Annotated in this window: 24 protein-coding genes; 19 read left to right on the top strand and 5 right to left on the bottom strand. The window is 55.5% G+C overall.

Annotated features, from left to right (window positions below; translation table 11 throughout):
* Nucleotides 1–95 precede the first annotated feature (95 nt).
* A complete protein-coding gene (locus ACQG0T_RS06935; RefSeq protein ID WP_271040611.1) occupies nucleotides 96–1679 on the top strand; it encodes a phosphoethanolamine transferase in 1584 nt (527 codons plus the stop codon).
* Between the two features lie 116 nt (nucleotides 1680–1795).
* On the opposite strand, the gene ompX is transcribed toward ACQG0T_RS06935, so the two are convergent.
* Nucleotides 1796–2314, bottom strand: coding sequence for an outer membrane protein OmpX (ompX, locus tag ACQG0T_RS06930; protein WP_003858450.1), 519 nt, complete (start codon nucleotides 2312–2314; stop codon nucleotides 1796–1798).
* Between the two features lie 354 nt (nucleotides 2315–2668).
* Here ompX and rhtA point away from each other — a divergent pair, with 354 nt between their 5' ends.
* The 6 genes from rhtA to ybiO all read left to right on the top strand — a co-directional run bounded on the left by rhtA (nucleotide 2669) and on the right by ybiO (nucleotide 9266).
* Nucleotides 2669–3556, top strand: a complete 888-nt coding sequence (gene rhtA / locus ACQG0T_RS06925) for a threonine/homoserine exporter RhtA (RefSeq protein WP_017384917.1) — start codon at nucleotides 2669–2671, stop codon at nucleotides 3554–3556.
* Nucleotides 3557–3854: 298 nt separating this feature from the next.
* Nucleotides 3855–4358 carry a DNA starvation/stationary phase protection protein Dps gene (gene dps / locus ACQG0T_RS06920; protein WP_000100801.1) on the top strand — a complete coding sequence of 168 codons (504 nt, stop codon included), beginning with the start codon at nucleotides 3855–3857 and terminating at the stop codon, nucleotides 4356–4358.
* A gap of 361 nt (nucleotides 4359–4719) precedes the next feature.
* The gene (glnH, locus tag ACQG0T_RS06915; RefSeq protein ID WP_003858455.1) at nucleotides 4720–5463 is read left to right on the top strand and encodes a glutamine ABC transporter substrate-binding protein GlnH; all 744 of its coding nucleotides are present in this window, start codon (nucleotides 4720–4722) and stop codon (nucleotides 5461–5463) included.
* 93 nt (nucleotides 5464–5556) lie between these two features.
* Complete coding sequence (glnP, locus tag ACQG0T_RS06910) at nucleotides 5557–6216, top strand: glutamine ABC transporter permease GlnP (protein ID WP_003858462.1); 660 nt, start codon at nucleotides 5557–5559, stop codon at nucleotides 6214–6216.
* The gene (gene glnQ, locus ACQG0T_RS06905; RefSeq protein ID WP_023296158.1) at nucleotides 6213–6935 is read left to right on the top strand and encodes a glutamine ABC transporter ATP-binding protein GlnQ; all 723 of its coding nucleotides are present in this window, start codon (nucleotides 6213–6215) and stop codon (nucleotides 6933–6935) included. The genes glnP and glnQ overlap by 4 nt, the downstream gene beginning before the upstream one ends.
* A 120-nt stretch (nucleotides 6936–7055) precedes the next feature.
* Nucleotides 7056–9266 (top strand): mechanosensitive channel protein, encoded by a 2211-nt coding sequence (ybiO, locus tag ACQG0T_RS06900; protein WP_063157828.1) that lies wholly within the window; start codon nucleotides 7056–7058, stop codon nucleotides 9264–9266.
* Nucleotides 9267–9311: 45 nt separating this feature from the next.
* On the opposite strand, the gene rlmF is transcribed toward ybiO, so the two are convergent.
* Nucleotides 9312–10223 (bottom strand): 23S rRNA (adenine(1618)-N(6))-methyltransferase RlmF, encoded by a 912-nt coding sequence (rlmF, locus tag ACQG0T_RS06895; protein ID WP_271040610.1) that lies wholly within the window; start codon nucleotides 10221–10223, stop codon nucleotides 9312–9314.
* A 242-nt stretch (nucleotides 10224–10465) separates the two neighbouring features.
* On the opposite strand from rlmF, the gene mcbA reads away from it, so the two are divergent.
* From mcbA to ybiJ, 3 genes are all read left to right on the top strand, one after another.
* Nucleotides 10466–10729: a DUF1471 family periplasmic protein McbA gene (gene mcbA / locus ACQG0T_RS06890; protein WP_003858470.1), complete on the top strand. Its 264-nt coding sequence runs from the start codon at nucleotides 10466–10468 to the stop codon at nucleotides 10727–10729.
* A 123-nt stretch (nucleotides 10730–10852) separates the two neighbouring features.
* Nucleotides 10853–11119 (top strand): DksA/TraR family C4-type zinc finger protein, encoded by a 267-nt coding sequence (locus tag ACQG0T_RS06885; protein ID WP_252051733.1) that lies wholly within the window; start codon nucleotides 10853–10855, stop codon nucleotides 11117–11119.
* A 285-nt stretch (nucleotides 11120–11404) separates the two neighbouring features.
* Nucleotides 11405–11665, top strand: coding sequence for a DUF1471 family protein YbiJ (ybiJ, locus tag ACQG0T_RS06880; protein ID WP_003858474.1), 261 nt, complete (start codon nucleotides 11405–11407; stop codon nucleotides 11663–11665).
* Nucleotides 11666–11781: 116 nt separating this feature from the next.
* Here the strand turns inward: ybiJ and ybiB are convergent, their stop codons facing one another.
* Nucleotides 11782–12750, bottom strand: a complete 969-nt coding sequence (gene ybiB, locus ACQG0T_RS06875) for a DNA-binding protein YbiB (RefSeq protein WP_047063401.1) — start codon at nucleotides 12748–12750, stop codon at nucleotides 11782–11784.
* A 255-nt stretch (nucleotides 12751–13005) separates the two neighbouring features.
* Between ybiB and ACQG0T_RS06870 the strand changes: the two genes are divergently transcribed.
* The 5 genes from ACQG0T_RS06870 (at nucleotide 13006) to ACQG0T_RS06850 (ending at nucleotide 18376) form a co-directional block, all read left to right on the top strand.
* Nucleotides 13006–13542 carry a fimbrial protein gene (locus ACQG0T_RS06870; protein WP_426723751.1) on the top strand — a complete coding sequence of 179 codons (537 nt, stop codon included), beginning with the start codon at nucleotides 13006–13008 and terminating at the stop codon, nucleotides 13540–13542.
* A gap of 69 nt (nucleotides 13543–13611) precedes the next feature.
* The gene (locus ACQG0T_RS06865) at nucleotides 13612–14286 is read left to right on the top strand and encodes a fimbrial biogenesis chaperone (protein ID WP_017693767.1); all 675 of its coding nucleotides are present in this window, start codon (nucleotides 13612–13614) and stop codon (nucleotides 14284–14286) included.
* A 26-nt stretch (nucleotides 14287–14312) separates the two neighbouring features.
* Entirely contained in the window at nucleotides 14313–16856 is a 2544-nt protein-coding gene (locus ACQG0T_RS06860; protein WP_139152977.1) for a fimbria/pilus outer membrane usher protein, read from the top strand.
* 21 nt (nucleotides 16857–16877) lie between these two features.
* The gene (locus tag ACQG0T_RS06855) at nucleotides 16878–17867 is read left to right on the top strand and encodes a fimbrial protein (RefSeq protein WP_017384925.1); all 990 of its coding nucleotides are present in this window, start codon (nucleotides 16878–16880) and stop codon (nucleotides 17865–17867) included.
* Nucleotides 17868–17872: 5 nt separating this feature from the next.
* A complete protein-coding gene (locus ACQG0T_RS06850; RefSeq protein ID WP_015571072.1) occupies nucleotides 17873–18376 on the top strand; it encodes a fimbrial protein in 504 nt (167 codons plus the stop codon).
* Here the strand turns inward: ACQG0T_RS06850 and dinG are convergent.
* Both dinG and rhlE read right to left on the bottom strand, forming a co-directional pair.
* Complete coding sequence (dinG, locus tag ACQG0T_RS06845) at nucleotides 18363–20540, bottom strand: ATP-dependent DNA helicase DinG (protein ID WP_032647773.1); 2178 nt, start codon at nucleotides 20538–20540, stop codon at nucleotides 18363–18365. The two genes, ACQG0T_RS06850 and dinG, sit on opposite strands and share 14 nt — an antisense overlap.
* Nucleotides 20541–20637: 97 nt before the next feature.
* Nucleotides 20638–22020 (bottom strand): ATP-dependent RNA helicase RhlE, encoded by a 1383-nt coding sequence (gene rhlE / locus ACQG0T_RS06840; protein ID WP_017693771.1) that lies wholly within the window; start codon nucleotides 22018–22020, stop codon nucleotides 20638–20640.
* A gap of 204 nt (nucleotides 22021–22224) precedes the next feature.
* On the opposite strand from rhlE, the gene cecR reads away from it, so the two are divergent.
* Genes cecR through ACQG0T_RS06820 form a run of 4 tightly spaced genes read left to right on the top strand, consistent with a single transcriptional unit; the run spans nucleotide 22225 to nucleotide 26749 of the window.
* Nucleotides 22225–22902 (top strand): transcriptional regulator CecR, encoded by a 678-nt coding sequence (cecR, locus tag ACQG0T_RS06835; RefSeq protein ID WP_271040609.1) that lies wholly within the window; start codon nucleotides 22225–22227, stop codon nucleotides 22900–22902.
* Nucleotides 22899–23894, top strand: coding sequence for a secretion protein HlyD (hlyD, locus tag ACQG0T_RS06830; RefSeq protein WP_023296152.1), 996 nt, complete (start codon nucleotides 22899–22901; stop codon nucleotides 23892–23894). The genes cecR and hlyD overlap by 4 nt, the downstream gene beginning before the upstream one ends.
* Nucleotides 23887–25626: an ATP-binding cassette domain-containing protein gene (locus ACQG0T_RS06825; RefSeq protein WP_252051710.1), complete on the top strand. Its 1740-nt coding sequence runs from the start codon at nucleotides 23887–23889 to the stop codon at nucleotides 25624–25626. The genes hlyD and ACQG0T_RS06825 overlap by 8 nt, the downstream gene beginning before the upstream one ends.
* Complete coding sequence (locus tag ACQG0T_RS06820; RefSeq protein ID WP_032671281.1) at nucleotides 25616–26749, top strand: ABC transporter permease; 1134 nt, start codon at nucleotides 25616–25618, stop codon at nucleotides 26747–26749. The genes ACQG0T_RS06825 and ACQG0T_RS06820 overlap by 11 nt, the downstream gene beginning before the upstream one ends.
* Nucleotides 26750–26757 lie beyond the last annotated feature (8 nt).

The raw sequence follows: 26757 nt of genomic DNA, 5'->3' as shown, positions 1-26757 counted from the left end.
TGAAGCGGACCTCTCATTCCCTTTCCACGCACTGTCCGGCAGGCTTTGACCCTTGACGCCAGGGTGAGCACATGGCGTTTTCGTGATAGTGATCTATGAACCTAACCCTGATTGATACACTTGTTACCCGCAGCCGGGCCTTAAGCCCGTGGACGGGATTCTATTTTTTGCAATCGCTGTTGATTAACTTTGCTCTTGGCTACCCCTTTAGCCTGCTTTATGCCGTCGGATTCACCTGTATTCTTCACCTGCTCTGGCGAAGCGCACCGCGCGTGCAGAAAATGCTTATCGGGATCTGTTGTCTGATTGCTGCCGCCTATTTCCCGTTTGGCCAGGCCTATGGCGCGCCGAACTTTAATACTCTGCTGGCGCTCCACTCCACCAATATGGAAGAGTCCACAGAGATCCTGACGATCTTTCCATGGTACAACTACGTGGTTGGCCTTTTCATTTTTGCCCTCGGCGTGATTGCGGTTCGTCGTAAGCCCGTCGGGAAAAAGGCATGGGGTAAAATTGAAAGCCTGTGCCTGGCCTTTAGCGTGGTGACGTTTTTTGTTGCACCGGTACAAAATCTGGCCTGGGGCGGCGTGTTTAAGCTTAAAGATACCGGGTATCCGGTGTTTCGCTTCGTCAAAGACGTGGTGGTGAATAACGAGGAAGTGCTCGACGAGCAGGCGCGTATGGCCGAGCTTTCCACCATGAAAGATACCTGGAACGTGCTGGCGGTGAAACCGAAGTATCACACTTACGTGGTGGTGATCGGTGAAAGCGCGCGTCGCGATGCGCTCGGCGCGTTTGGCGGTCACTGGGATAACACGCCGTTTGCCAGCGCCGTTAACGGTACGCTGTTTACCGACTACGTGGCGGCCAGCGGCTCGACGCAGAAATCACTCGGTCTGACGCTCAACCGCGTGGTGGATGGAAAACCGCAGTTTCAGGATAATTTTGTCACCCTGGCCAACCGGGCAGGTTTTCAGACATGGTGGTTCTCTAACCAGGGACAGATCGGCGAGTATGATACCGCCATCGCCAGCATCGCGAAGCGTGCCGACGAGGTACAGTTCCTGAAAAGCGGTGATTTCGAAGCCGATAAAAACACAAAAGATGAAGCGTTGCTAAAAATGACGGCGCAGGTCTTTGCTACTCAGCGCACCCAGCCGCAGCTGATTGTCCTGCACCTGATGGGGTCACACCCGCAGGCATGCGATCGTACCGGGGGAAAATATGCGGAGTTTGTGCAATCCAAAGAGACCTCGTGTTATCTCTACACCATGACGCAAACCGACGATCTGCTCAGCAAGCTGTACGCACAGCTGCGCAACAGCGGCGACAGCTTCTCGATGGTCTATTTCTCTGACCACGGTCTGGCATTTAAGGAGCGCGGTAAACAGGTGCAGTATCTGGCACACGATGACAAGTTCCAGCAAAACTTCCAGGTACCGTTTATGGTGCTGTCGAGTGATGACAAAACGCATCGCATCATCAAAGCGCGCCGTTCCGCGAACGATTTCCTGAAATTCTTCTCACAATGGACGGGGATTAAGGCGAAAGAGATAAAAAATGATTACCCGTTTATCTCCGGGAAGAAGGGCCCGCCAGTTTACATTACCAACTTTAAGTTACAGAAAGTCGACTATACCCATCTTGGGACGGATATTTTCGATATTAAGAGTAAGTAATTTCTGCCGTTTCGTGCGGGCTGATGACCTCACCCTGGCCCTCTCCCACGGGGAGAGGGTACAAACAAAAAAAATCCGCCACATTGGGCGGATTTTTTACTGGCTCACCGAAGTGATTAGAAGCGGTAACCTACGCCCGCGATCCAGGTGCCAACGTCAACGTTGCGGATACGGCTCTGCTCATAGGAGAAGTCCAGAGCAACGTTTTCGATTGGGTTGAACTGCATACCTGCGCCATAGGAGAAACCATAGTCGCTGTTGCTTGCAGTACGGTTCAGACCCTGGTTTTCGGTCTGCTGGAATTTACCGTAGCCAACACCTACAACACCGTAGATGCTTGCCCAGTCATTCAGGCGGTAAGCAGGACCCGCGGTGATGCCGTAGTACTGACCTTTATTGTAAGAGCCATTTTCAGTACGATCTTTCTCGGTGTAAGTGAAAGAACCGATCACACCCAGCGGGTTGTTGTCTTGCTCGTAACGGTACTTCAGGTTGAAACCGTTGGTTTTGTTCATCACGCCCTGCATATCGCTCTGAGCGTAACCACCGGTTACAGTAGAAGTTGCCGCTACAGCGGTACCTGCGGAAACAGCCAGAACAGCTGCCAGTGCTGAAAGACATGCAATTTTTTTCATAACCACCTCAAATGTGCTTCAAGTAAGTCCGTAAGTTTTAAATATATCAAAAAATTCTGTGAAACTCTTTGTCATTCACGATGTCTAATGCGACCTTTCCTGTAACAGAACATTTCCAGCACCAGCTATCTCGTTCAAATAACTCCAGATTTTCACCTGTAAATGCTAATAGTGCGCGTCATCGCCATTTAGTTCATCCAGATTATTCCTAATCTTTCAGGCGATAAAATCATCAACGTTTTCTCATTTTACGGATTTTCCCTGGATTTTTTTCAACAGTAGCTCAACCGTTGCAGCTTATTTCCATTACACTGCGACTTTTACCTCATTTGACATAAATTGACAGGAGAAAGGATGCCAGGTTTACCTCGTAAATCGTCGGTCTGGATGCCGGTGGCAGTCATACTTATCGCGATGATGTCCATACAAAGCGGCGCGTCGCTGGCAAAATCGCTGTTTCCGCTGGTTGGTGCGCCCGGCGTCACGGCGCTGCGTATCGCATTAGGCACCCTGATCCTCGTGGTTGTTTTTAAACCCTGGCGGCTACGGTTTAAAAAGGAGCAGCGACTGCCACTGCTTTTTTATGGGCTGGCGCTGGGAGGGATGAACTACATGTTCTATCTCTCTATTCAGACGATCCCGCTGGGGATCGCGGTCGCGCTTGAATTTACCGGCCCGCTGGCGGTTGCCCTCTTCTCTTCTCGTCGTCCGGTAGACTTTATCTGGGTCGTACTGGCCGTGCTGGGGCTATGGTTCCTGCTGCCGCTCGGGCAAAGCGTTTCACAAATCGATCTGACAGGGGCAGCTCTGGCGCTGGGCGCGGGGGCATGCTGGGCGGTGTATATTCTCACTGGCCAGCGTGCGGGGGAAGAGCACGGCCCCGCGACGGTCGCCTTAGGCTCGCTGATTGCCGCCGTTATCTTTGTCCCGATTGGAATGGCACAAGCGACAGACTCAATATGGCAATGGTCAATCCTCCCGGTTGGGCTGGCGGTTGCCATTCTCTCCACGGCGCTGCCCTACTCTCTGGAGATGATCGCCCTGACGCGCCTGCCCACACGCATTTTTGGTACGCTCATGAGCATGGAGCCCGCGCTGGCCGCCATCTCAGGAATGATTTTCCTCGGTGAAACCCTGACCCTGGTACAAACGCTGGCGCTCTGTTCCATTATCGCGGCGTCTATGGGCTCCACCCTGACCATGCGTCCGGAACCTAAAGTGGAAAAAATAGACCTCAACTAAGCCTTAAATTCTGCATGGCTAACCCGCCATGCAGAATATACGCCACGTCAGTAGCTCAAATAATTTCTTACAAACTCTCTCATATTGCCAAAATATTTCACCTGCTCGCCTTCCGGGAAAGCGAATTAAGATTGATCTGTATCAATTTAAATAAACCACTTACTTTTCAAATAGTTGATAATACAACCTTCCTTTCGCTATTAAACCGATAGGCAGAGCCAAACCGCAGAGAAAAAATCCGGTGCTATACTTAGTTCCGTAATTACCTGGGACACAAACATCAAGAGGATATGAGATTATGAGTACCGCTAAACTGGTGAAAACGAAAGCGTCTAATCTGCTTTATACCCGTAACGATGTATCGGATAGCGATAAAAAAGCGACCATCGAGTTGCTGAATCGCCAGGTGGTCCAGTTCATCGATCTTTCGCTGATCACCAAACAGGCCCACTGGAATATGCGCGGTGCAAACTTTATTGCTGTTCATGAAATGCTGGATGGCTTCCGCACAGCACTGGTGACTCACCTGGATACCATGGCCGAACGCGCCGTACAGCTGGGTGGCGTGGCACTGGGTACAACACAGGTGATCAACAGCAAAACGCCATTGAAAAGCTATCCGCTGGATATCCATACCGTTCAGGATCACCTGAAAGAGCTGGCGGATCGTTATGCGATTGTGGCGAATGATGTTCGTAAAGCGATTGGCGAAGCCAAAGATGAAGATACCGCTGATATCTTCACTGCCGCATCACGCGACCTGGATCAGTTCCTGTGGTTCATCGAGTCCAACATCGAATAATCCCTGCGGATTGTCCGAATAACCCTCGCCCCTGGCGGGGGTTTTGCACATTTATGGTGCGCACTTTTGCCCGCAACGGCCGCAAAAGTGAATAAAATGTAATAATCACCTCACACAACCGTTAACGGAAGATTGTTTTTTCGTCAGATTCTGCGCTAAATATCCCCCTGTCAGAAGACCTTAACGAAGCGCACCAAAACGGTGCTCCATTCTGGTGCAACCTGGCAGAATTGCCACGCTTTTTGTGCAATGCGTGACATCATCCCCTTTGCAAAACAACAGCTTGTAAAATTGGCACGATTTTTTCATTGTGCCTGAGGTTCTCGCAGGGGATCGCCCCGTGGATATAAAAGGAAATGCTATGAAGTCTGTATTAAAAGTTTCACTGGCTGCACTTACCCTGGCGTTTGCGGTGTCCTCGCAGGCCGCCGACAAACTGGTTGTGGCGACTGACACGGCGTTCGTACCGTTTGAATTCAAACAGGGTGATAAATACGTTGGTTTTGACGTGGATCTGTGGGCCGCTGTCGCAAAAGAACTCAAACTGGATTACACCCTGAAGCCAATGGATTTCAGCGGCATTATCCCGGCACTGCAAACCAAAAACGTTGACCTGGCGCTGGCAGGCATCACCATTACCGAAGAACGTAAAAAAGCCATCGATTTCTCTGACGGCTACTACAAAAGCGGCCTGCTGGTGATGGTGAAAGCGGATAACAACGACGTGAAAAGCGTGAAAGATCTCGACGGTAAAGTGGTCGCCGTGAAGAGCGGCACCGGCTCCGTTGATTACGCGAAAGCCAACATCAAAACCAAAGACCTGCGTCAGTTCCCGAACATCGACAACGCTTACATGGAACTGGGCACCAACCGCGCTGACGCGGTGCTGCACGACACGCCTAACATCCTTTACTTCATCAAAACCGCCGGTAATGGCAAGTTCAAAGCGGTAGGTGATTCCCTGGAAGCTCAGCAGTACGGTATTGCGTTCCCGAAAGGCAGCGACGACCTGCGTAACAAAGTTAACGGCGCGCTGAAAACCCTGAAAGAGAACGGCACCTATAACGAAATCTACAAAAAATGGTTCGGTACCGAGCCTAAATAATTTCACCTGACTTCAGGTTTGTAACGCCCGGTGGCGCTTCCGCTTACCGGGCCTACGTTTTTTGTTTTTCACCACGGTATACAGGAATACATCATGCAGTTTGACTGGAGCGCCATCTGGCCTGCCATTCCTCTCTTGCTTGAAGGCGCTAAAATGACCCTGTGGATTTCGGTCCTCGGTCTGGTTGGCGGGTTGATTATCGGTCTGGTGGCCGGTTTCGCCCGCACCTACGGCGGCTGGATTGCAAACCACATCGCACTGGTTTTCATCGAAGTGATCCGCGGCACCCCCATTGTGGTGCAGGTCATGTTCATCTACTTCGCCCTGCCGATGGCCTTCACCGACCTGCGCATCGACCCGTTCAGCGCCGCCGTTGTCACCATCATGATCAACTCCGGCGCCTACATTGCGGAAATTACCCGCGGTGCGGTGCTGTCGATTCATAAAGGCTTCAGCGAAGCCGGCCTGGCGTTAGGTCTTTCCCGTCGCGAAACCATTCGTCACGTGATCCTGCCGCTGGCGCTGCGCCGCATGCTGCCGCCGCTGGGTAACCAGTGGATCATCAGCATTAAAGACACCTCGCTGTTTATTGTTATCGGCGTGGCCGAACTGACCCGTCAGGGCCAGGAGATCATCGCGGGTAACTTCCGCGCTCTGGAAATCTGGAGTGCGGTCGCCGTTGTCTATCTGATTATCACGCTTGTCCTGAGCTTTGTTCTGCGTCGTCTTGAAAGAAGGATGAAAATCCTGTGATTGAATTTAAAAACGTTTCCAAGCACTTTGGCCCAACCCAGGTGCTGCACAATATCGATTTGAACATCAGGCAGGGCGAAGTGGTGGTGATCATCGGGCCGTCCGGTTCCGGTAAATCCACCCTGCTGCGCTGCATTAACAAGCTTGAGGAGATCACCAGCGGCGATTTGATCGTCGATGGTCTGAAGGTTAACGATCCGAAAGTGGACGAGCGCCTGATCCGCCAGGAAGCGGGCATGGTGTTCCAGCAGTTCTACCTGTTCCCGCACCTCACGGCGCTGGAAAACGTGATGTTCGGTCCTCTGCGCGTGCGCGGGGCCAGCAAAGCGGCAGCGGAAGCGCTGGCAAGAGATCTGCTGGCGAAGGTTGGTCTGGCGGAGCGTGCCCACCACTATCCTTCCGAGCTGTCCGGCGGCCAGCAGCAGCGCGTGGCCATTGCCCGTGCGCTGGCGGTGAAGCCAAAGATGATGCTGTTCGATGAGCCAACGTCGGCACTCGACCCGGAGCTGCGTCACGAAGTGCTGAAAGTTATGCAGGATCTGGCGGAAGAAGGCATGACGATGGTGATCGTTACCCACGAAATCGGCTTTGCCGAAAAGGTGGCGTCCCGTCTGATCTTCATTGATAAGGGCCGTATCGCGGAAGACGGGAATCCGCAGGCGCTGATTGCGAACCCACCAAGCCAGCGCCTCCAGGAGTTCCTGCAACACGTCTCCTGATAGACACACCCAGAGCCGGGCATGCCCGGCTTTTTTACGCCGGATTGTTCCCAAAAAATCCCCTCCGCCCCCCGCGCTCTATACTTATCATTTTGCACGATATTTTTGTCGGAGGACGCCGTGCCGTGGATCCTGTTGCTACTGTTTAGCCTGTTAAGCGCGCCATCACTTGCTGTAACCCTTCCCGGCGTCACCACCGGAGCCACCGCCACCCAGCAAAATGCGCCGCCAGAGCCAGACGCAGAAAAGAAAAAAGCCGCCTACGGCGCGCTGGCCGACGTGCTTGAGAACGACACGTCCCGACAGGAGCTGATCGATCAGCTGAGGAAGGTGGCTGCCACGCCGCCTCAGGATCCGGTTCCTGCTATTGCGCCGCCGGAAGCCGAAGAAGAAAAAACGGTGCTGGAAAACGTCACCGACATCAGTCGCCGCTACGGGGAAGCCCTGTCGTCGCGTTTTGCCCAGCTCTATCGCAACCTGGTTGGCACCTCACATAAGCCTTTTAATCCTCACACCTTTTCCGCAGCCGCCACCCAGTTTGCTATTCTGGCTGGCGCCGTCTTCATTTTTTACTGGCTGTTGCGCCTGTCTGTCTGGCCGCTTTACCGGAAAATGGGCCAGTGGGGACGCAAAAAGAATCAGCATAAAAGCAGCTGGCTGCATCTTCCGGCAATGATTACCGGGGCGTTTGTCATCGATTTGCTGCTGCTGGCCCTGACGCTGTTTGTCGGCCAGATGCTGGCCGACCGACTTAATACCGGAAACAAAACCATCGCGTTTCAGCAGGGACTGTTCCTCAATGCATTTGCCCTGATTGAGTTCTTTAAAGCCCTCCTGCGGCTGATCTTCTGCCCGCGCGTGCCGGACCTTCGCCCCTTCGCCATTTCGGATCAGAGCGCCAAATACTGGGCGGTGCGGCTCAGCGTGCTGAGCGGGTTGATTGGTTATGGCCTGCTGGTTGCCGTGCCGATTATTTCCAACCAGGTTAACGTGCAGTTCGGGGCGCTGGCGAACGTGCTGATCATGCTGTGCATTACCGTCTGGGCGCTGTACCTCATCTTCCACAATAAAAAAGCGATCACCGACAGCCTGCTGCACCTGGCCGATCGCTCCCTCTCCTTTTTCAGCCTCTTTATTCGCGCCTTTGCGCTGGTGTGGCACTGGCTGGCCAGCGCCTATTTTATTGTGCTCTGTTTCTTCTCCCTGTTCGATCCGGGCAATAGCCTGAAATTTATGATGGGGGCGACGTTCAAAAGCCTGGCGATTATCGGCATTGCGGCCTTTGTCTCTGGCCTGCTCTCCCGCTGGCTGTCGAAAACGATCACCCTGTCGCCGCAGGTTCAGCGTAACTACCCGGAACTGCAAAAGCGGGTAAATGGCTGGATGACGGTATCCCTGAAGGTGGCGCGTATTCTGACGGTCTGCGTGGCAATTATGCTACTGCTGAACGCGTGGGGGCTGTTTGATTTCTGGAACTGGCTGCATAACGGCGCGGGGGAAAAGACCGTTGATATTCTTATTCGTATCGCGCTGATCCTGTTCTTCTCCGCCGTCGGCTGGACGCTGCTGGCAAGCCTTATCGAAAACCGTCTGGTGTCGGATGTCCACGGCAGGCCGCTGCCGAGCGCCCGCGCCCGCACGCTGCTGACTCTGTGCCGCAACGCGCTGGCGGTGATCATCAGCACCATCACCATCATGATTGTGCTGTCGGAAATCGGCGTGAATATCGCCCCGCTGCTGGCGGGTGCCGGTGCGCTGGGGCTGGCGATCTCCTTTGGTTCGCAGACGCTGGTGAAGGATATTATCACCGGCGTTTTTATCCAGTTTGAGAACGGGATGAACACCGGGGATCTGGTGACCATCGGACCGCTCACCGGCACGGTGGAACGAATGTCCATTCGCTCCGTCGGCGTACGTCAGGATACCGGCGCGTACCACATTATTCCGTGGTCATCGATCACCACCTTTGCCAACTTTGTGCGCGGCATTGGTTCGGTGGTGGCGAATTATGATGTCGATCGTCATGAGGATGCAGATAAGGCGAAGCAGGCGCTGCGGGATGCGGTGAGCGAACTGATGGAGATGGAGGATATTCGCGGGCTGGTGATTGGTGAACCGTCGTTCGCGGGTATCGTCGGGCTGACGAACACTGCCTTTACCCTGCGCGTGTCGTTCACCACCCAGCCCCTTAAGCAGTGGACGGTGCGCTTCGCCCTCGACAGCATGGTGAAAAAACACTTCGATCTGGCGAACGTGAGAGCGCCGGTGCAGACGTATCAGGTATTGTCGCCGCCCGCTTCGCCGCTGCCTCCGCAGGAGCCGACGCTGTAACCGAGCCGGGTGGCGGCTTCGCCTTACCCGGCCTGCGATGGGGGGCTATTTGCGGCGTTTGTTATCGTCCATAAAGGTCCAGGCGATAAAGCGGCTCTGCTTCTGGCCCTGCGCCATCTCTTTTTTGACTACCTTCACCGCGCCGACGTCGGTCAGCGCGCGGTAAAGCGGCGGCAGGTTATCGCTGCGGGAGACCAGCGTGGTAAACCATTTCACCTGACGACCGAAGCCCTTACTCTCGGCAATCATGCGCAGAATAAATGCCACTTCCCCGCCCTCGCACCATAGCTCCTGCTGCTGGCCGCCAAAGTTCAGCGCGCCGTCTTCAGCCTGGCCCAGGTTACGCCGCTTGCGTTCACTTCCCGCACGTGCGGAGGCGGCGGAGTCGTGGAAGGGCGGGTTGCACAGGGTGGCATCATATTGTTCGTTCTTGTGAATAATGCCGTTGAAAATAGCAGCGGGATCCTTTTGACGACGCAAACGAACGGCCCGGCTTAACCCTGGGTTAGCGTTGATAATGGCCTGTGCGCTGGCAAAGGCCTCGGCGCCGATCTCGCTGCCGGTAAACCGCCACTGGTACTCATGTGCGCCTATCAGGGGGTAGATCAGGTTCGCGCCCGTACCGATATCAAGCACGGTGGCCTGTTTCGGCACCACGCCGCCATTATCATCTGCCAGCAGATCGGCAAGATGATGGACATAATCCGCACGTCCTGGCACCGGTGGGCAGAGAAAGCCATCCGGGATGTCCCAGTGCGTAACGCCATAAAAATGGGCCAGCAGCGCTTTGTTCAGCGTCTTAACCGCCAGCGGATCGGCAAAGTTTACCGACAGTTCACCGGCTGGTGTCTGAACAATAAAATCCTGCAATTCCGGGCAGCTCAGGCACAGGGCTTTCATGTCGTAGCGGCTACGATGGCGGTTACGCGGGTGCAATCCCGGCTTTTGGGAAGTCATGGCATTCTCCTTTAGACAGCCGCGTAAGATACCCTGTGACGGCGCGGGGGTAAATATCTGTCTGCGCTGCACAAAAAACCGACGAAAATCAGCAACCTGTATGTCTATGATCTGTCAGCAAATTGTCAGAATTTATCGTTCAAAAAATAAGCAGATCATCATCAAATTTTTGCGCTAAATCACGCGCGTCAGGCTTCTAAACTTAAGAGGAATCACCTGTTGTTTCCCCTGAGGATGTGATTATGAAAAAGTATCTGACCTTTATTATTGCGGGTGCGCTGGCAGGCGCATCGTTCTCAGCCTGGTCCGTTCAACCTCTGACCGACAGCAACGACACCAGCCAGCTACGTGCGGCCGGGACGGTCTCTGTCAGCCGGGCAAGCAACCTTGATGACCTTCAGGACAAGCTGGCCGAAAAAGCGCGTCAGGAAGGGGCTAAAGGCTTCGTGGTGAACGCCGCCGGTGGTGATAACCATATGTACGGCACCGCGACTATCTATAAATAACGCCCTCTTTTCCCACACTGCATCTGCAAGGCAGATGCAGTTCTCATTTCCTTCCTTCGCCTTGACTGTGCGTTTTTTAACCCCATATTAAGATGAATGGCTTAAACAGATCAGGAGAACATGATGGCTTCCGGCTGGGCGAATGACGACGCCGTTAACGAACAGATCAACAGTACCATTGAAGATGCGGTCGCGCGTGCTCGCGGTGAAATTCCGCGCGGCGAAAGTTTGACGGAATGCGAAGAATGCGGGGATCCGATTCCTGAAGCACGGCGTAAAGCCATTCCTGGCGTACGGCTATGCATTACCTGTCAGCAGGAGAAAGATTCAAAAAATGAGGCACATTCAGGATATAATCGTAGAGGATCGAAAGACAGCCAGTTACGTTGACTTTCCTTTACCGAAGTTAACCGCGCCAGCCGTTTACTTTACGCTCACGACTTTTAGCGAAACGCGTAGCAAAACGTGCCCTTCCGATGGCTTCTGTAAAGCGCATCCCCAAGAAATGTCAATTGCGCTTCTGAATTTATTAATAATCAATAAGTTATTTGTCATTCAATTTTTTTGAGTAACCACGTCAATTCTCTTCGATTTTATCTTCCACTAAAAACCGTGATACTTATCACATCGACGGAACATCGTCCCCTTAACAGAATAACCTGCGAGAATTGACCTATGAAAACCATCAAATATGCTGTTGCCGCTGTTGCCCTGTCCGCTCTGTCTTTCGGCGCTTTCGCCGTAGAGCCAGTCTCCTCTACTCAGGCACAGGATCTGAATAAAATCGGGGTGGTGAGTGCTGAAGGCGCGACCACGCTGGACGGTCTGGAAGCCAAACTGGCGGAAAAAGCTGCCGCTGCCGGCGCAAGTGGATACACCATCACCTCCACTAACGGTAATAACAAACTGAGCGGTACTGCGGTTATCTACAAGTAATCGAACGAATTATGCTCCACCCTCACCAGACCCTCTGGTGAGATGCTCCAACCCTCATTGACCCTGTTGTTGTTACCCTTGTTTGCCCGTCCGCCACTGGACGGGCTTTTTTTTGCTTAAAAAGACTGCGCCACGCGCTGCAACCCGGCGTCCACAGACGCCACTTCCCCTGCCGCCAGCAGACAGCAGGCCATTTGCAGCTTGATAGACTGCGGAACCGGCACCTTTCCGGCCAGACACTGTACGATCCAGTGCGCGGTGACTTGCGGATCTTTCGACTCAGGCAGGATCACATCGCTGTTCTCTTCCCCACGTTCCAGCACGACCCGCGTCCCGGCAGGCTCAATCAGCATCAGCTGTGGACAACGCTGCGGGTTGGCGTAAACCTCCCCTTCAGTCCCGTGCATCAGCAGCGCTCGCCCGCCGATTTCGGCAAAGAATTGACCGACCCGCGTCACGTACTCCGGATGGGAGACGCTGGAAAGACGCAGCGCGGCGTCTTCGGCAAACGGCGTCGCCAGCTTCGCCAGGGTGTGGGCGCTGTTACGTACCCCCATGCGCCAGCGCATGTCCAGCTGCTTTTCCAGCGGCGGGCAGAGCGCGCGCACGGGAATATAGACCGGCTGGTTCCCCTCCAGCTTTGCCTGCGCCTGGCCAGCATGGAGAGTGGGTTCGATGCCTAATAATTCCAGAATGGTTTCTGTCAGCACGCGCGTCGGATCTTCGCTCACGCCATGCACCACCACCGGGAAACCGAGTTTCTGCAACAGAATAGCCAGCAGCGGCGTGAGGTTTGCCTGCTTACGCGCGCCATTGTAGGTCGGGATCACAATCGGCATCGGCATCGGCTTCGTGACGGGCGGGGTTAAACGCATCGTCTGCGACTGCATGGCCTCATAAAAACCGCGCATCTCCGCCTCACCTTCCCCTTTGATGCGCAGCGCAATCAGAATGCCGCCCATTTCCAGATCCGGCACGTCGCCATTCAGCATATGCGTGTACAACGCACGGGCCGTTTCCTGATCCAGATCGCGAGCATGGTTTTTCCCACGCCCTACCTCTTTGATAATTTTGCGGTAATCCACGACATTTCTCCTGACAGCATCATCTTGTTAACAATATAGCCCGATGAACACGCACCCGATAGTGTTTTGTGATCATTATCAACCTGCTGTTTTCAGGTAAAAAAATAAACTCAAGCACTATTTGCATTATTTGTGATTGGAACTAAAGATTCGTACCTGCCCTTTTTTTGATTAAATAAACATCGGAAAGTTATTAAGGGTCAACGGTAAAAACGTCCAGGCAACGTTTTTGCCAGAAACACATTGGGATTTACTATGAACAAGGTTGCATTAGGGTTGTTTATCGCCACAACGGTGGGGTGTTCTGCATCCGCATTTGCGGAAACCAACGGCGAAGGGCAGATTAATTTCACCGGAGAAATTATCGATTCTGCTTGCCAGGTCGTGAATGGATTAAGTAATCCATTAGATGTTCAGTTAGGAAAAGTATCTAAAACGGTATTTACCGGCGCAGGCTCTACCAGCACACTCACGAAGTTTGATATTAAGTTAACCAATTGTCCGGAAACCGTAACCTCGGCTGCGATTAACTTCGGTGGTACCCCGGATGCGGATAATAATGCCACGCTGGCATTAACGCCCGATACCGATGCGGCTACTGGTGTAGCTATTCAGCTAATGGATGCTTCCGGGCAGCCTGTCACTCTGTATACCCCTTCGAAGCAATATCCTTTAGCCTCCGGAACGGAGGTTAACGACCTGGAGTTTGGTGCGCGTTATATTCAAACTCAGGCGGCAGTTACTACGGGCCCTGCTAACTCTGTATCGACCTTCACCGTTATTTATAACTGATCTTATCAATCCTGAGATATTAATGCTCTTGCGGGCATTAATATCTCATCTTTTTATTGAGAAATCTTTATGCGCCACGGTTATTTACTGAGCACTCTTTTACTGGTAGCAGCCTCGGCACAGGCGGGTGTCGTGATCAATGGCACCCGTCTGGTCTATCAGGGAGATAAAAAGGAATCATCTCTTGGTCTTTCAAACCCAGATACCACGGATTATCTGGTGCAGTCCTGGGTCGATTCCGGCGGTAAAAACCTGGCCAAAGCCCCGTTCCTGATCACCCCGCCGCTTTTCCGACTGGATGCGAAAGAAGATAACGTACTACGCGTGGTGCGTACGGGAGGAAATTTACCGGAAGACAGGGAATCTCTGTACTGGCTGAATATTAAAGCGATCCCTTCCTCAAAGCAGGTTGAAGGCGTAAATACGCTGCAAATTGCCATTAACACCCGAATTAAATTGCTCTATCGCCCGTCAGCGGTAAAAGGCAAACCAGAAGATATGGCCGATAAACTTGAATGGCATCGCGAAGGGAATGATTTAGTGGTGAACAATCCCACGCCTTTCTATATGAATTTTCAGGCCGTCACCCTGAATGGTCAGAAAATCACGAAAGCCACCTGGGCTGTGCCGAAAACTGAAACGCATTTTGCTTTACCTGGCAATGTCGGAGGCTCGACCGTCGTGTATTCCATTATTACGGATTACGGCAGCATCAGCCAGACATGGTCTAAACCCGTTCATTAATAATATTGCCCGGTAATAAAATCATCATGTACAGCCATAAAAAGCCGTTCACCTGCCGATTTTCGTCATTGCTGATGACTTTTTGTTGCCTGGCAATGGCGATCTTTGCGCAGCAGGTTTTGGCTGATGATTATTTTAACCCTGCCCTGCTGGACATTGATAACCCGCAGCAGGAAAAGACCGATCTGTCTGTCTATGAAAAAGGTCCCGGTCAGGCGCCAGGTAAATATCAGGTCGCGGTATTTATCAATAACAATAAAATTGATACCCGTGACGTGACCTTTAACGTAGTTAAAGATCCGCAGGGCACCAGCACGCTTCAGCCCTGTTTTACACTGGACGAATTAAAGAGCCTCGGGATCAAAACGCAAAAATATCCGCAGCTGAGGGCAGAAGGTCAATGCGCCGATCTACACGCCATCCCTTCGGCATCCGCGACCTTTCGCGTGCGCAATCAGCAGCTGCTGCTGAGCATTCCGCAAAAGGCGCTCGGACAGGTGCCACGCGGTTACATCGACCCGAAAGAGTTTGACGAAGGGATCAACGCGGGCCTGCTTAATTACAGCGTCAACGCCAGCCAGAGCCATGCGCGCCAGCAGGGTGAAGAGGATAGCAGCAGCCAGTACGTTAACCTGCGTCCCGGCTTCAACCTCGGGGCATGGCGCGTTCGTAACTACTCCACCTGGAATCGCAGCACCACGGGCCACGAGGAGGAACAGAAATTCACCTCCGTTTATACCTATGCGCAACGCGATATGGTGGCAATGAAAAGTGACGTGACGGTGGGCCAAAGCACCTCACCTTCCGACGTTTTTGACAGCGTCCCTTACACCGGCGTGGAGCTGAAATCCGACAACGACATGCTGCCGGACAGCGAAAAAGGCTATGCCCCTATTATTCGCGGCACCGCCCACAGTAACGCGCTGGTGATGGTCCGCCAGAACGGGTACGTGATTTATCAGAACACGGTCGCGCCGGGCGCATTCGAAATTAACGACCTCTACCCCACCGGCAGCAGCGGCGACCTCCAGGTCACGGTGAAAGAAACTGACGGCAGCGAAAGTCATTTCGTGGTGCCGTTTGCCTCCGTGCCGGTATTGCAGCGTGAAAAAAACCTGCGCTACAGCGTAACCGCCGGGCGTTATCGCTCTTATGACAAAGACGTTGAAAAGACCCCGTTTGCCCAGGGAAGCGCCATCTACGGTTTACCTCACTGCTTCACGGCCTACGGCGGCGTGCAGCAGAGCAGCCACTATCAGTCCCAGGCGCTCGGCGCCGGGAAAAACATGGGCGATCTCGGGGCGTTCTCCATTGACGTGACCCGCGCCAGAGCCCTGCTGAAAAAACAGCAGTCCAGCAAGGGCCAGTCGTGGCGCGTACGCTACAGCAAAGATTTCGCCGGTTCAGGCACCAACTTTTCGCTTGCGGGCTATCGCTATAACAGCAAGGGGTTTTACACCCTGGACGACACTATGGAGTCGTATACCCGCGCCGACGACTGGTCTGCTCCCCAGCAGCGCCGCGCCCGTACAGAAGCCACCATTGACCAGACGCTGCCAGAAGGTTGGGGGTCGGTGACGCTGAGCATGGTGAAGGAAACTTACTGGAGCCAGAGCCAGAACATGACCTCCCTGAGCGTCAGCTACAACAACAGCTGGCACGGCGTGAGCTACAGCCTCAGCTACAGCATGAACAAAAACACCCACGACAGCGATGAAGACGGTAATGAGGTAACAAACGACAACCAGTTCTCGCTGAGCGTTTCGGTTCCGCTGGATCGCTGGATGCATAATACCTGGGCCACGTACAACCTGAACAACACCAAAGATGGCACCACGCAGAACATCGGTCTTAACGGTACGGCCCTGAAAGAAGACAACCTGAACTGGAATATCCAGGAAGGGCTCAGCAGCACCGGCAGCGGTAACTCCACCAGCATCAACACCGATTACAAAGCGACCTACGGCGAAGTGAGCGCAGGCGTCAGTCAGGATAAGTATCAGCAGACCCTGAACGTCGGTTTGCAGGGCGGCGTGGTGGCCCACGCTAACGGGATAACCCTGAGCCAGCCGCTCGGTGAAACCATCGCGCTGGTGAAAGCGCCAGGTACGCACGGCACCCATATCACCAACCAGACAGGCGTGGAGACTGACTTCCGCGGCTATACCGTCGTGCCGTTCGTGACCGCGTATCGCCATAACACCATCGCACTGGATACCGAAACGCTGCCGGAGGATGCCGACGTCACCCACGCGGCGCAAATTGTGACGCCGACCCGAGGGGCCGTGGTGCGCGCCAGCTTTACTACCCGCGTGGGTAATCGCGTCCTGATGACGCTTACACAAAATGGTAAACCGCTGCCCTTCGGCGCAACGGTCACCACCGGGGATAAGGACAGCGAATTTATTGTCGGAAATGACGGCCAGACTTACCTCTCGGGTCTGCCACAGCAAGGGCATCTCAACGTTTCCTGGGGAAAGGAGGCGAGCGAGCACTGCGTCGCTGACTATGCGCTAACGGATGAGAAAGAGAAAACCAGCATCATTAACGCTGCCGCGCAGTGTCATTGATTACCGTTCAGGCTAACGATTATGCAAATGATTAAACAGTGCTTTTTCTTACTGGTTCTGGGAACCGCCGCGTTATTTATGCCGCATGCGAAGGCGACCTGCACCACGCCGGATCTGCCCAAAATGATTAACGTGGCCTCCATCTCTGTCCCCACGACGCTGGCCGTTGGCGCAACTATCCCGGGTACAGAGCAAAGCGTTCATGTTGCCGGGCACTGCGATCAGAGTATCGACAGCGGTCTGGAAATTGTTTCCTGCTACTACGGCACCGGCGCGGAAATTCCTGGGCTCAGGGGCGTTTATGATTCCGGCGTACCGGGGATTGGGGTCGCACTAATGAACGATCAGGGTCAGCGAATCAGCGGAGCCGGCGGAGTACAGTGCGATTCACGCGGAACGCCTGTTGCCTATGTTTCTACCGATGGCACACAGTCGTTTAACTTTGACGTCACGCTTGAACTAGTGAAAACAAGCGACGCCGTGACATCCGGCACGCTGGTGCAGTCTCAGACCGAATTCGGCATTGGCGTTTTTGGCCATGAAGGGATCGGCAGCCCTAATCATATTGCGTATGCAGGTAACGTCATTTTGCATCAGGTCACCTGCTCTGTTTCGCCAAAAAATCTCACCGTTAATTTGGGCGATTTTCCCGTCAGTGATTTTATGAGCGTGGGGTTTTTATCCAGCCCCGCTCAGACGTTTAATATCACCGTTAACTGTGACACAACCGTTCAGCCTGAGCTAAAAATCACCAGTGCTAACGGGTACGAAACGGCATTTGAGGGAGTGATCAAACTGACGAAGCAGACGGGCATGGCAAGGGGCGTCGGGGTAAGAATGCTGTTTGATGACCATATCGCGACCTTTGACTCCTACGTCAACACCCAAAGCCAGGCCGTTGCCAATGAAACGCTGGATATCCCCTTTCAGGTTCGCTACGAGCAGACCAGCGATGTGGTGACGCCCGGCCCCGCCAACACCGTAGCAACCATCACTCTCGCCTATAAGTGACAAACATGAAAAAGACAATCGCGTTTCTGGCGGTGGGCTTACTGGCCCAGGCTCACGCAGACGACATTCAGATCCAGATGACGGGAAATATTTACGCCAATACCTGCGTCATTGACAGCGCCAGCCGCAACCTGACGGTGGACTTAGGCCAGGCGGTGTCGGGCAGTTTTAGAGACGTGGGGGATACCGGCGAGTGGAAAGACTTTTCCCTGTCAGTATCGCACTGCCCAGCCACGCTGGCGCTTGCCACGGCCTTTTTCTATGGCCAGGCAGACAGCGTGCATCCGACCAAATTTGCCAATATCGGTAGCGCAAAGGGACTGGCGCTGGAGCTGGCAGACCGACAGGACAAAATACTGATTGCCCCGCAGGCCGCCTTTAACGCCGCCATCAATCCGAGCGACCACACGGCAACCTTTCCTCTGTCCGCACGCTACTACGCCACCTCAATGCCCGTCACTGCCGGGACGTTCAGCAGCGTGATTCAGGTGACATTCACTTACCAGTAGGACCGCGCCTCTTTGCACGGATGCTTTTTGTACGCCCGGCAGAGGGTTTTGCCGGGCGTTTTTTTACCTCCGGCACGTCCGGCTGCTCAATCGGGAAGATCGGCAGCGCATTCAGCAGCCGCTGGCCATAGTTTTTGGTAAGCAGGCGTTTGTCATAAATCACCACCTCGCCCCAGCAGCCGTGGCTACGGATCAAGCGCCCGACCTGCTGGATCAGGTTAAACGACGCCGCAGGCAGGCTTTGCACTTCAAACGGATAACGGTTAAGGCTTTTCAGCCATTCGCCTTCGGTGATCACCACCGGGCTGTCGATGGGCGGAAAAGCGATTTTATGGATATGCACCTGCGTCAGGTAGTCGCCTTTTAAATCCAGCCCTTCCGCAAAGGACTGTAGCCCCACCAGCACGCTACGCTCGCCGTTATCAATGCGTTTACGGTGGGTTTCCACCAGCCGATAGCGCGGCTGATCGCCCTGCACCAGCAGGAGTAAGCGCAGATCGGTGACGTGCTCCAGAAAGCGTTGCATCGCGCGGCCGCTGGCAAACAGCACCAGCATACCGGGGTATTTTTTACTCTCAACCTGCTCGCGGAAGTAGGCCGCCATTTCCGCAATATGCTGCTCTTCGTTATCGATAAGCGGCTCATAGTTCATGCGCGGGATCACCAGCTTGCCCTGCTCACAGTGGTTGAACGGCGAGTCCAGGGCCACAAAACGGTCCCCCGCTTTCTCTTTCAGGCCGCTCATTTCCTGCAACCTTGAGAAGCTGTTCAGTGAACGCAGGGTCGCCGACGTCACTACCACGTGCGGCACGCTGCGCCAGATCAGCTTTTCCAGCTGATCGGCCACGCGGATGCCCACGCAGTGGAAGAACAGATGTACCTGCCCGTCTCGCACTTCGCGGGTGGCCCACTTTGTCACTGGCGCCCCGGACGCCTGCGCCATCGAGGCCAGCCGCCAGAGTTTGCTCTGCGCCTCAAACATGCCCAGCGCGCGGTTCATTTGCAGCAGAATGCGGTGCAAGCGCACCACGTCATGGGTACCGGTTTTCTCGCTGAGATCGTTTAAGAACATCTCCGCCAGCCCGCGCAGCTTTTCAAGGTGCTTCGCCAGCTGCTGGCAAATCTCCATCACTTCCTGCGGCAACTCCCCCATCGCAAAGCGGTGTTCCGCTTCCTGGGTGGCGGGGAGATACAGGTTGAGAATGTTATTCAGCGAGGCGATGAGGCCGTACACCTCTTCACAGTGCTCGCTCAACCGCTCCGGGACCGCCAGCGGCGGCGTGGTTTTCGGGCGGAACTGCTCCATGCAGGTTGCCACCAGCTTGCAGAACAGATCGAGTTGCAGGCGAAACCACGGGGCGGTAATTTCCGCACTCATCTCCAGCGCATCCCTCGCCACGTCGGGCAGATGATGACCTTCATCCAGCACCAGCAGCAGGTTTTTGGGCTCCGGCAGGACCGCTTCACTCTCCAGGGCAGCCATCACCAGCGCATGGTTGGCGACAACCACCTCCGCTTCCTGAATCTCACGCCGGGCGACAAAGAACGGGCACTCGCGATAGTAGTGACAGTTGCGGTTCAGGCAGCTCGCTTTATCGGTGCTGAGCCTGCGCCACAGGTCGTCGCCGATCGCCTGGCTGGTGTGATCCCGCAGGCCGTCCCACCTGTAGCCGTCGAGATCGGCCTTTAGCTTTGCGCACTGCTCCTGCTCCGCCTTGTTGTTTGGCGTCAGCTCGTCATCAAGAAACGCGAGCAGATCCTGCTGGGAGGGTTCACTGCTGGCCAGCGCCGCCAGATTGCGCGGGCAGACGTAGCGCCCGCGACCAAAGGCGGCGGTGAACCGTAAATCGGGGATAATTTTGCGCAGCAGCGGCAAATCTTTGCTGAAGATCTGATCCTGCAAGGCCACGTTAGCGGTACTGACCACCAGCGTTTTGTCGTCTTCCCGCGCGATGGCAATGCCGGGAATGAGATACGACAGGGTTTTCCCGACGCCGGTCGGGGCTTCAATCGCCAGATGTCGTCCGTCGTCCCCGGCGAGCGTTTTGGCCACGTCGGCAATCATCTGCCGCTGCGGGGCTCGGGGGATAAAATCGGGGATCTGCTGTTGTAGCGCCTTATACCATGCGCCAATTTGCGCCTTGAGCGCAGCGGTTAAAGCCATCGGAAAACCTGAAATACTGTATAAACAGCCACTATTGTGGCACTTTCTCTCCGCTGCCGCAAAAAGAAAAGCCCGGCTTTACGACCGGGCTTCCAGATTACTGCGGGTTAGCAGGTTTACGCGGGCGGCGTCGGCGCTGCCCCTCGCCTGCCGGTTTCCCTTCGCCGCTACGCCACGGGTTTTCACCGGCTGGTTTGCTGTCGTTATTACGACGCGGCGGTTTGCCCGAAGATTTCGGCGCGCCACCTTCGGCACGACGCGGCTGCTGACCGCGACCACCGCCACCCTGACCGCGACCGCCGCCCTGACGACCGTTCTGAATTGGCTCAGCTTTGATCGACGGGTCCACTTCATAACCCGGGGTTTCAATGCGCGGGATCTCTTTCTTCAGCAGACGTTCGATGTCGCGCAGCAGCTTGTGTTCATCCACGCAGACCAGAGAAAGCGCTTCCCCGGTTGCCGCCGCACGGCCGGTACGGCCGATACGGTGCACGTAGTCTTCCGGCACGTTTGGCAGCTCGTAGTTCACCACGTGCGGCAGCTCTTCAATGTCCAGGCCACGGGCGGCGATGTCGGTTGCCACCAGCACACGTATGTCGCCGGATTTAAAATCAGCCAGCGCGCGGGTACGCGCACCCTGACTCTTGTTGCCGTGGATCGCCGCGCTGCGAATACCGTCTTTATTCAGCTGTTCCGCCAGGTGGTTAGCGCCGTGCTTGGTGCGGGTAAAGACCAGTACCTGCTGCCAGTTGCCCTGGCCGATCATCTGGGAGAGCAGTTCCCGCTTGCGCTTCTTATCCACAAAGTGCACGTGCTGCGTCACCTGCTCGGAGGCGGTATTGCGGCGCGCGACTTCCACTTCCAGCGGGTTATGCAGCAGCTTTTCCGCCAGTGCCTTGATCTCGTCGGAGAAAGTCGCGGAGAAGAGCAGGTTCTGACGACGCGTCGGCAGCTTCGCCAGCACGCGGCGAATGTCGTGGATGAAGCCCATATCCAGCATACGGTCGGCTTCGTCCAGCACCAGAATTTCGATGTTATCGAGCTTCACCGCGTTCTGGTGTTCCAGATCCAGCAGACGCCCCGGCGTTGCCACCAGCACGTCCACGCCGCCGCGCAGCTTCATCATCTGTGGGTTAATGCTTACCCCGCCGAAAACCACCAGCGAACGAATGTTGAGGTAGCGGCTGTATTCACGCACGTTCTCGCCAATCTGGGCCGCCAGTTCACGGGTTGGGGTGAGGATCAGCGCACGCACCGGACGACGGCCTTTGGCGTGCGGCTGGTTTTTTACCAACAGCTCCAGCAGCGGCAGGGTAAAGCCCGCGGTCTTACCGGTACCGGTCTGCGCGCTTGCCATCAGGTCACGGCCCTGCAAAACGGCCGGAATGGCCTGCTGCTGGATAGGGGTTGGCTCAACGTAGCCCTGCTCTGCGATGGCGCGCAGAATTTCCGGGTTCAGACCAAGGGAATCAAAAGACATAAAAACTCCGAACCGCCCCGACCATCACAGGTGTAGTTTTCAGGGAGATATAACGAATAGAAGGACAAAAACCACAATGTCGCGAAGGAGCGGAGTGTAGCAGCTTTTGTGACGTGGCGCATAAAATATCCCCGGCGATGACTCGACGTTTGCGCAAATCAGGCATAATCTTAATCAATCGATTGATTAATTTTTAATGCTGCTATGAATACAACCCCAACGACAACCAAAGGCGAACAGGCGAAAAGTCAGCTTATCGCCGCCGCGCTGGCGCAGTTTGGCGAGTATGGTCTGCATGCCACCACGCGGGATATCGCCGCTCAGGCCGGGCAGAATATTGCGGCCATCACCTACTATTTTGGCTCAAAAGAGGATTTATACCTCGCCTGCGCCCAGTGGATCGCGGATTTTATCGGCACCAGCTTTCGCCCGCACGTGGAAGAAGCCACCGCGCTGTTCAGCCAGCCAGAGCCTGACCGGGCTGCCATCCGCCAGCTGATCCTTAACGCCTGTCACAACATGATCCGCCTGCTGACGCACGACGATACGCTGAACCTGAGCAAATTTATCTCGCGCGAGCAGCTCTCCCCCACTGCCGCGTACCAGCTGGTGCACGATCAGGTGATCGCCCCGATGCACAGCCATCTGACCCGGCTGATCGCCGCCTATACCGGACGGGACGCCAGCGATACCGACACCATTTTGCATACCCACGCCCTGCTGGGCGAAGTGCTCGCCTTCCGTCTGGGGCGTGAGACCATCCTGTTACGTACGGGCTGGACACAATTCGATGAGGATAAAGCCGCGCAAATTGGCCAGGTCATTACCTGTCACGTTGATCTGATCCTGCAAGGCTTAACGCAAAGGAGCCAGAAGTCATGAAAAAACCTGTCGCCATCATTCTGGTGGTTGTTGTGTTACTTGCTGCGGGAATCGGTGGCTGGCTGTGGTATCAGAGCCAGCAGGATCGTGGCCTGACGCTGTACGGCAACGTGGATATCCGCACCGTGAACATGAGCTTCCGCGTCGGCGGACGGCTGGCCTCGCTGAACGTTGACGAAGGCGATGCCATCAAAGCCGGGCAGACGCTGGGAATGCTGGACAAAGCCCCGTTTGAGAACGCGCTGATGCAGGCAAAAGCAGGCGTCTCCGTCGCACAGGCGCAATACGACCTGATGCTGGCGGGCTACCGTGACGAAGAGATCTCCCAGGCGGCCGCTGCCGTTAAGCAGGCAAAAGCCGCCTATGACTATGCGCAGAATTTCTATAACCGTCAGCAAGGCTTATGGAAAAGCCGTACTATTTCCGCCAACGACCTGGAAAACGCGCGCTCATCCCGCGACCAGGCACAGGCGACGCTGAAATCTGCCCAGGATAAGCTAAGCCAGTACCGCACCGGTAACCGTGCGCAGGACATTGCCCAGGCGAAGGCCAGCCTTGAGCAGGCGCAGGCGCAGTTAGCCCAGGCGGAGCTGGATCTGCACGACACCACGTTAGTCGCCCCGTCTGACGGCACGTTGATGACCCGCGCCGTGGAGCCGGGCAGCATGCTCAGCGCGGGCAGCACCGTGTTAACGCTCTCCTTAACCCGTCCGGTGTGGGTGCGCGCTTACATTGATGAGCCAAATCTTGGCCAGATGCAGCCGGGCCGCGAACTGCTGCTCTATACCGACGGTCGCCCGGACAAGCCGTATCACGGCAAAGTGGGCTTCGTCTCCCCTACCGCCGAGTTCACGCCAAAAACCGTTGAAACCCCGGACCTGCGTACCGACCTGGTGTATCGCCTGCGCATCATCGTCACCGATGCGGACGACGCGCTGCGTCAGGGCATGCCTGTTACCGTGACCTTAAACGACGGGGAACGACATGAATGATGCGGTTATCCAGCTCAACAATCTGGTCAAACGCTTCCCGGGAATGGCCAAACCGGCGGTCGCGCCGCTGAATTGTACGATTCAGAAAGGCTATGTGACCGGGCTGGTGGGGCCGGACGGCGCGGGTAAAACCACGCTGATGCGGATGCTGGCGGGATTGCTGAAGCCGGATGAAGGCAGTGCCAGCGTGCTTGGCCTCGATCCGATCAAAGACGACGCGGCGCTCCACGGCATGCTCGGCTATATGCCGCAGAAGTTTGGTCTGTACGAAGATCTGACGGTAATGGAAAACCTCAACCTGTATGCCGATCTGCGCAGCGTTACCGGCGAAACCCGGCAGAAAACCTTCCAGCGTCTGCTGGCGTTTACCTCCCTCGGCCCGTTCACCGACCGGCTGGCGGGCAAACTTTCCGGCGGGATGAAGCAGAAGCTGGGGCTGGCCTGCACGCTGGTGGGCGAACCGAAGGTGCTATTGCTGGATGAACCCGGCGTGGGCGTGGACCCGATTTCCCGCCGCGAGCTGTGGCAGATGGTGCACGAGCTGGCGGGTGACGGCATGCTGATCCTCTGGAGTACCTCTTACCTTGATGAAGCAGAGCAGTGCCGCGACGTGCTGCTGATGAATGAAGGCGAACTGCTCTATCAGGGCGAACCCACCGAGCTGACGCAAACCATGGCCGGGCGCAGTTTTCTGCTGCACAGCGCGCAGGAGTCCAACCGCAAGCTGCTGCAACGGGTACTGAAGCTGCCGCAGGTGAGCGACGGGATGATTCAGGGCCGTTCGGTGCGCGTGATCCTCAATAAAGAGACTACCGCCGACGATATCCGCCGTGCGCAGGGTATGCCTGAGATCGACATGACAGAGACCGCGCCGCGCTTTGAAGATGCGTTTATCGATCTGCTGGGCGGGGCGGGAACCTCAGAATCACCGCTTGGCGCCATCCTGCACACGGTGGAAGGCACGCCGGGCGAAACGGTCATTGAAGCGAAATCGCTCACCAAAAAATTCGGCGATTTCGCCGCCACCGATAACGTCAATTTTGCCGTGAAGCGCGGCGAGATATTTGGCCTGCTCGGGCCGAACGGCGCGGGGAAATCCACCACCTTTAAAATGATGTGCGGCCTGCTGGTACCAACCTCCGGCAAAGCGCTGGTGCTGAACATGGATCTTAAAGTCAGCTCCGGCAAGGCGCGCCAGCACCTCGGGTATATGGCGCAGAAGTTTTCGCTGTATGGCAACCTGACGGTCGAGCAGAATCTGCGCTTTTTCTCCGGCGTGTACGGCCTGCGCGGGCGGGCGCAGAACGAAAAAATCCGCCGTATGAGCGACGCCTTCGCGTTAACCAACATTGCGTCCCACGCCACCGACGAGCTGCCGCTCGGCTTTAAGCAGCGGCTGGCGCTGGCCTGCTCGCTGATGCACGAGCCGGATATTCTATTTCTTGATGAACCCACTTCTGGTGTTGATCCCATTACCCGCCGCGAGTTCTGGCTGCACATCAACAGCATGGTGGAAAAAGGGGTGACCGTGATGGTGACCACCCACTTCATGGACGAGGCGGAGTACTGCGACCGCATCGGGCTGGTGTATCGCGGCAAGCTGATTGCCCACGGCACGCCGGACGACCTGAAAAACCAGGCCGCCGACGACGCACAGCCAGACCCGACCATGGAGCAGGCGTTTATCACCCTCATCCACGACTGGGATAAGGAGAATGCCCATGCACAGTAATGCGATTTCGTGGCGCAGGGTGCGCGCGCTATGCATTAAAGAGACGCGCCAGATCGTGCGTGACCCCAGCAGCTGGCTGATTGCGGTGGTGATCCCCCTGCTGCTGCTGTTTATTTTCGGCTACGGGATTAACCTCGACTCCAGCAAGCTGCGGGTCGGGATTTTGCTGGAGCAGCAGAGCGAAGAGGCGCTGGACTTCACCCACGCCATGACCGGCTCGCCCTACATCGATGCCACCATCAGCGACAACCGGCAGGAACTGATCCAGAAAATGCAGGCCGGAAAAATTCGCGGTCTGATCGTCATTCCGGTCGATTTTGCCGCCAATATGGCACGCCCGGGCGCCGATGCGCCAATTCAGGTGATCACCGACGGCAGCGAGCCTAACACCGCCAACTTCGTGCAGGGCTATGCGGAGGGGATCTGGCAGCTCTGGCAGATGCAGCGCGCCGAAGACCGGGGGGAGGAGTTTGAACCGCTGATTGACGTGCAGACGCGCTACTGGTTTAACCCCGCCGCCATCAGCCAGCATTTTATTATTCCGGGGGCGGTCACCATCATCATGACGGTGATTGGCGCGATCCTCACCTCGCTGGTGATCGCCCGCGAATGGGAGCGCGGCACCATGGAGGCGCTGCTCTCGACCGAAGTGACGCGCGTCGAGCTGCTGCTCTGCAAGCTGATTCCCTACTACTTCCTCGGCATGCTGGCGATGCTGCTCTGTATGCTGGTCTCGGTATTTATTCTTGGCGTGCCGTACCGCGGCTCGCTGGTGCTGCTGTTCTTTATTACCAGCCTGTTTTTGCTCAGCACGCTGGGGATGGGGCTACTCATCTCCACCATCACCCGCAACCAGTTTAACGCCGCGCAGGTGGCGCTTAATGCCGCCTTCCTGCCGTCGATTATGCTCTCCGGCTTTATCTTCCAGATAGACAGTATGCCGGCGGTGATCCGCGCCGTGACGTACATCATTCCGGCGCGCTACTTTGTGAGCACCCTGCAAAGCCTGTTCCTGGCGGGAAATATTCCGGTGGTGCTGATTATCAACACCCTGTTTTTGCTGGCGTCGGCGGTGATGTTTATCGGGCTGACGTGGATGAAAACGAAAAGAAGATTAGATTAGCCATCGGA

This window comes from Enterobacter cloacae complex sp. 302F9, assembly GCF_050030335.1.
GTDB classification, from domain to species: Bacteria; Pseudomonadota; Gammaproteobacteria; order Enterobacterales; family Enterobacteriaceae; genus Enterobacter; species Enterobacter hormaechei_C.
The sequence above is the reverse complement of the archived record's forward strand: the minus strand, read 5'-3'. Positions and strand labels throughout refer to the sequence as shown.

Excerpts from the sequence above, each read along its gene's own strand:
- ACQG0T_RS06935 (WP_271040611.1), top strand. The coding sequence starts at position 96 with ATGAACCTAACCCTGATTGATACACTTGTTACCCGCAGCCGGGCCTTA.
- ompX (WP_003858450.1), bottom strand. The coding sequence starts at position 2,314 with ATGAAAAAAATTGCATGTCTTTCAGCACTGGCAGCTGTTCTGGCTGTT.
- rhtA (WP_017384917.1), top strand. The coding sequence starts at position 2,669 with ATGCCAGGTTTACCTCGTAAATCGTCGGTCTGGATGCCGGTGGCAGTC.
- dps (WP_000100801.1), top strand. The coding sequence starts at position 3,855 with ATGAGTACCGCTAAACTGGTGAAAACGAAAGCGTCTAATCTGCTTTAT.
- glnH (WP_003858455.1), top strand. The coding sequence starts at position 4,720 with ATGAAGTCTGTATTAAAAGTTTCACTGGCTGCACTTACCCTGGCGTTT.
- glnP (WP_003858462.1), top strand. The coding sequence starts at position 5,557 with ATGCAGTTTGACTGGAGCGCCATCTGGCCTGCCATTCCTCTCTTGCTT.
- rlmF (WP_271040610.1), bottom strand. The coding sequence starts at position 10,223 with ATGACTTCCCAAAAGCCGGGATTGCACCCGCGTAACCGCCATCGTAGC.
- mcbA (WP_003858470.1), top strand. The coding sequence starts at position 10,466 with ATGAAAAAGTATCTGACCTTTATTATTGCGGGTGCGCTGGCAGGCGCA.
- ACQG0T_RS06885 (WP_252051733.1), top strand. The coding sequence starts at position 10,853 with ATGGCTTCCGGCTGGGCGAATGACGACGCCGTTAACGAACAGATCAAC.
- ybiJ (WP_003858474.1), top strand. The coding sequence starts at position 11,405 with ATGAAAACCATCAAATATGCTGTTGCCGCTGTTGCCCTGTCCGCTCTG.
- ACQG0T_RS06870 (WP_426723751.1), top strand. The coding sequence starts at position 13,006 with ATGAACAAGGTTGCATTAGGGTTGTTTATCGCCACAACGGTGGGGTGT.
- ACQG0T_RS06865 (WP_017693767.1), top strand. The coding sequence starts at position 13,612 with ATGCGCCACGGTTATTTACTGAGCACTCTTTTACTGGTAGCAGCCTCG.
- ACQG0T_RS06860 (WP_139152977.1), top strand. The coding sequence starts at position 14,313 with ATGTACAGCCATAAAAAGCCGTTCACCTGCCGATTTTCGTCATTGCTG.
- ACQG0T_RS06855 (WP_017384925.1), top strand. The coding sequence starts at position 16,878 with ATGCAAATGATTAAACAGTGCTTTTTCTTACTGGTTCTGGGAACCGCC.
- ACQG0T_RS06850 (WP_015571072.1), top strand. The coding sequence starts at position 17,873 with ATGAAAAAGACAATCGCGTTTCTGGCGGTGGGCTTACTGGCCCAGGCT.
- dinG (WP_032647773.1), bottom strand. The coding sequence starts at position 20,540 with ATGGCTTTAACCGCTGCGCTCAAGGCGCAAATTGGCGCATGGTATAAG.
- rhlE (WP_017693771.1), bottom strand. The coding sequence starts at position 22,020 with ATGTCTTTTGATTCCCTTGGTCTGAACCCGGAAATTCTGCGCGCCATC.
- cecR (WP_271040609.1), top strand. The coding sequence starts at position 22,225 with ATGAATACAACCCCAACGACAACCAAAGGCGAACAGGCGAAAAGTCAG.
- hlyD (WP_023296152.1), top strand. The coding sequence starts at position 22,899 with ATGAAAAAACCTGTCGCCATCATTCTGGTGGTTGTTGTGTTACTTGCT.
- ACQG0T_RS06825 (WP_252051710.1), top strand. The coding sequence starts at position 23,887 with ATGAATGATGCGGTTATCCAGCTCAACAATCTGGTCAAACGCTTCCCG.
- ACQG0T_RS06820 (WP_032671281.1), top strand. The coding sequence starts at position 25,616 with ATGCACAGTAATGCGATTTCGTGGCGCAGGGTGCGCGCGCTATGCATT.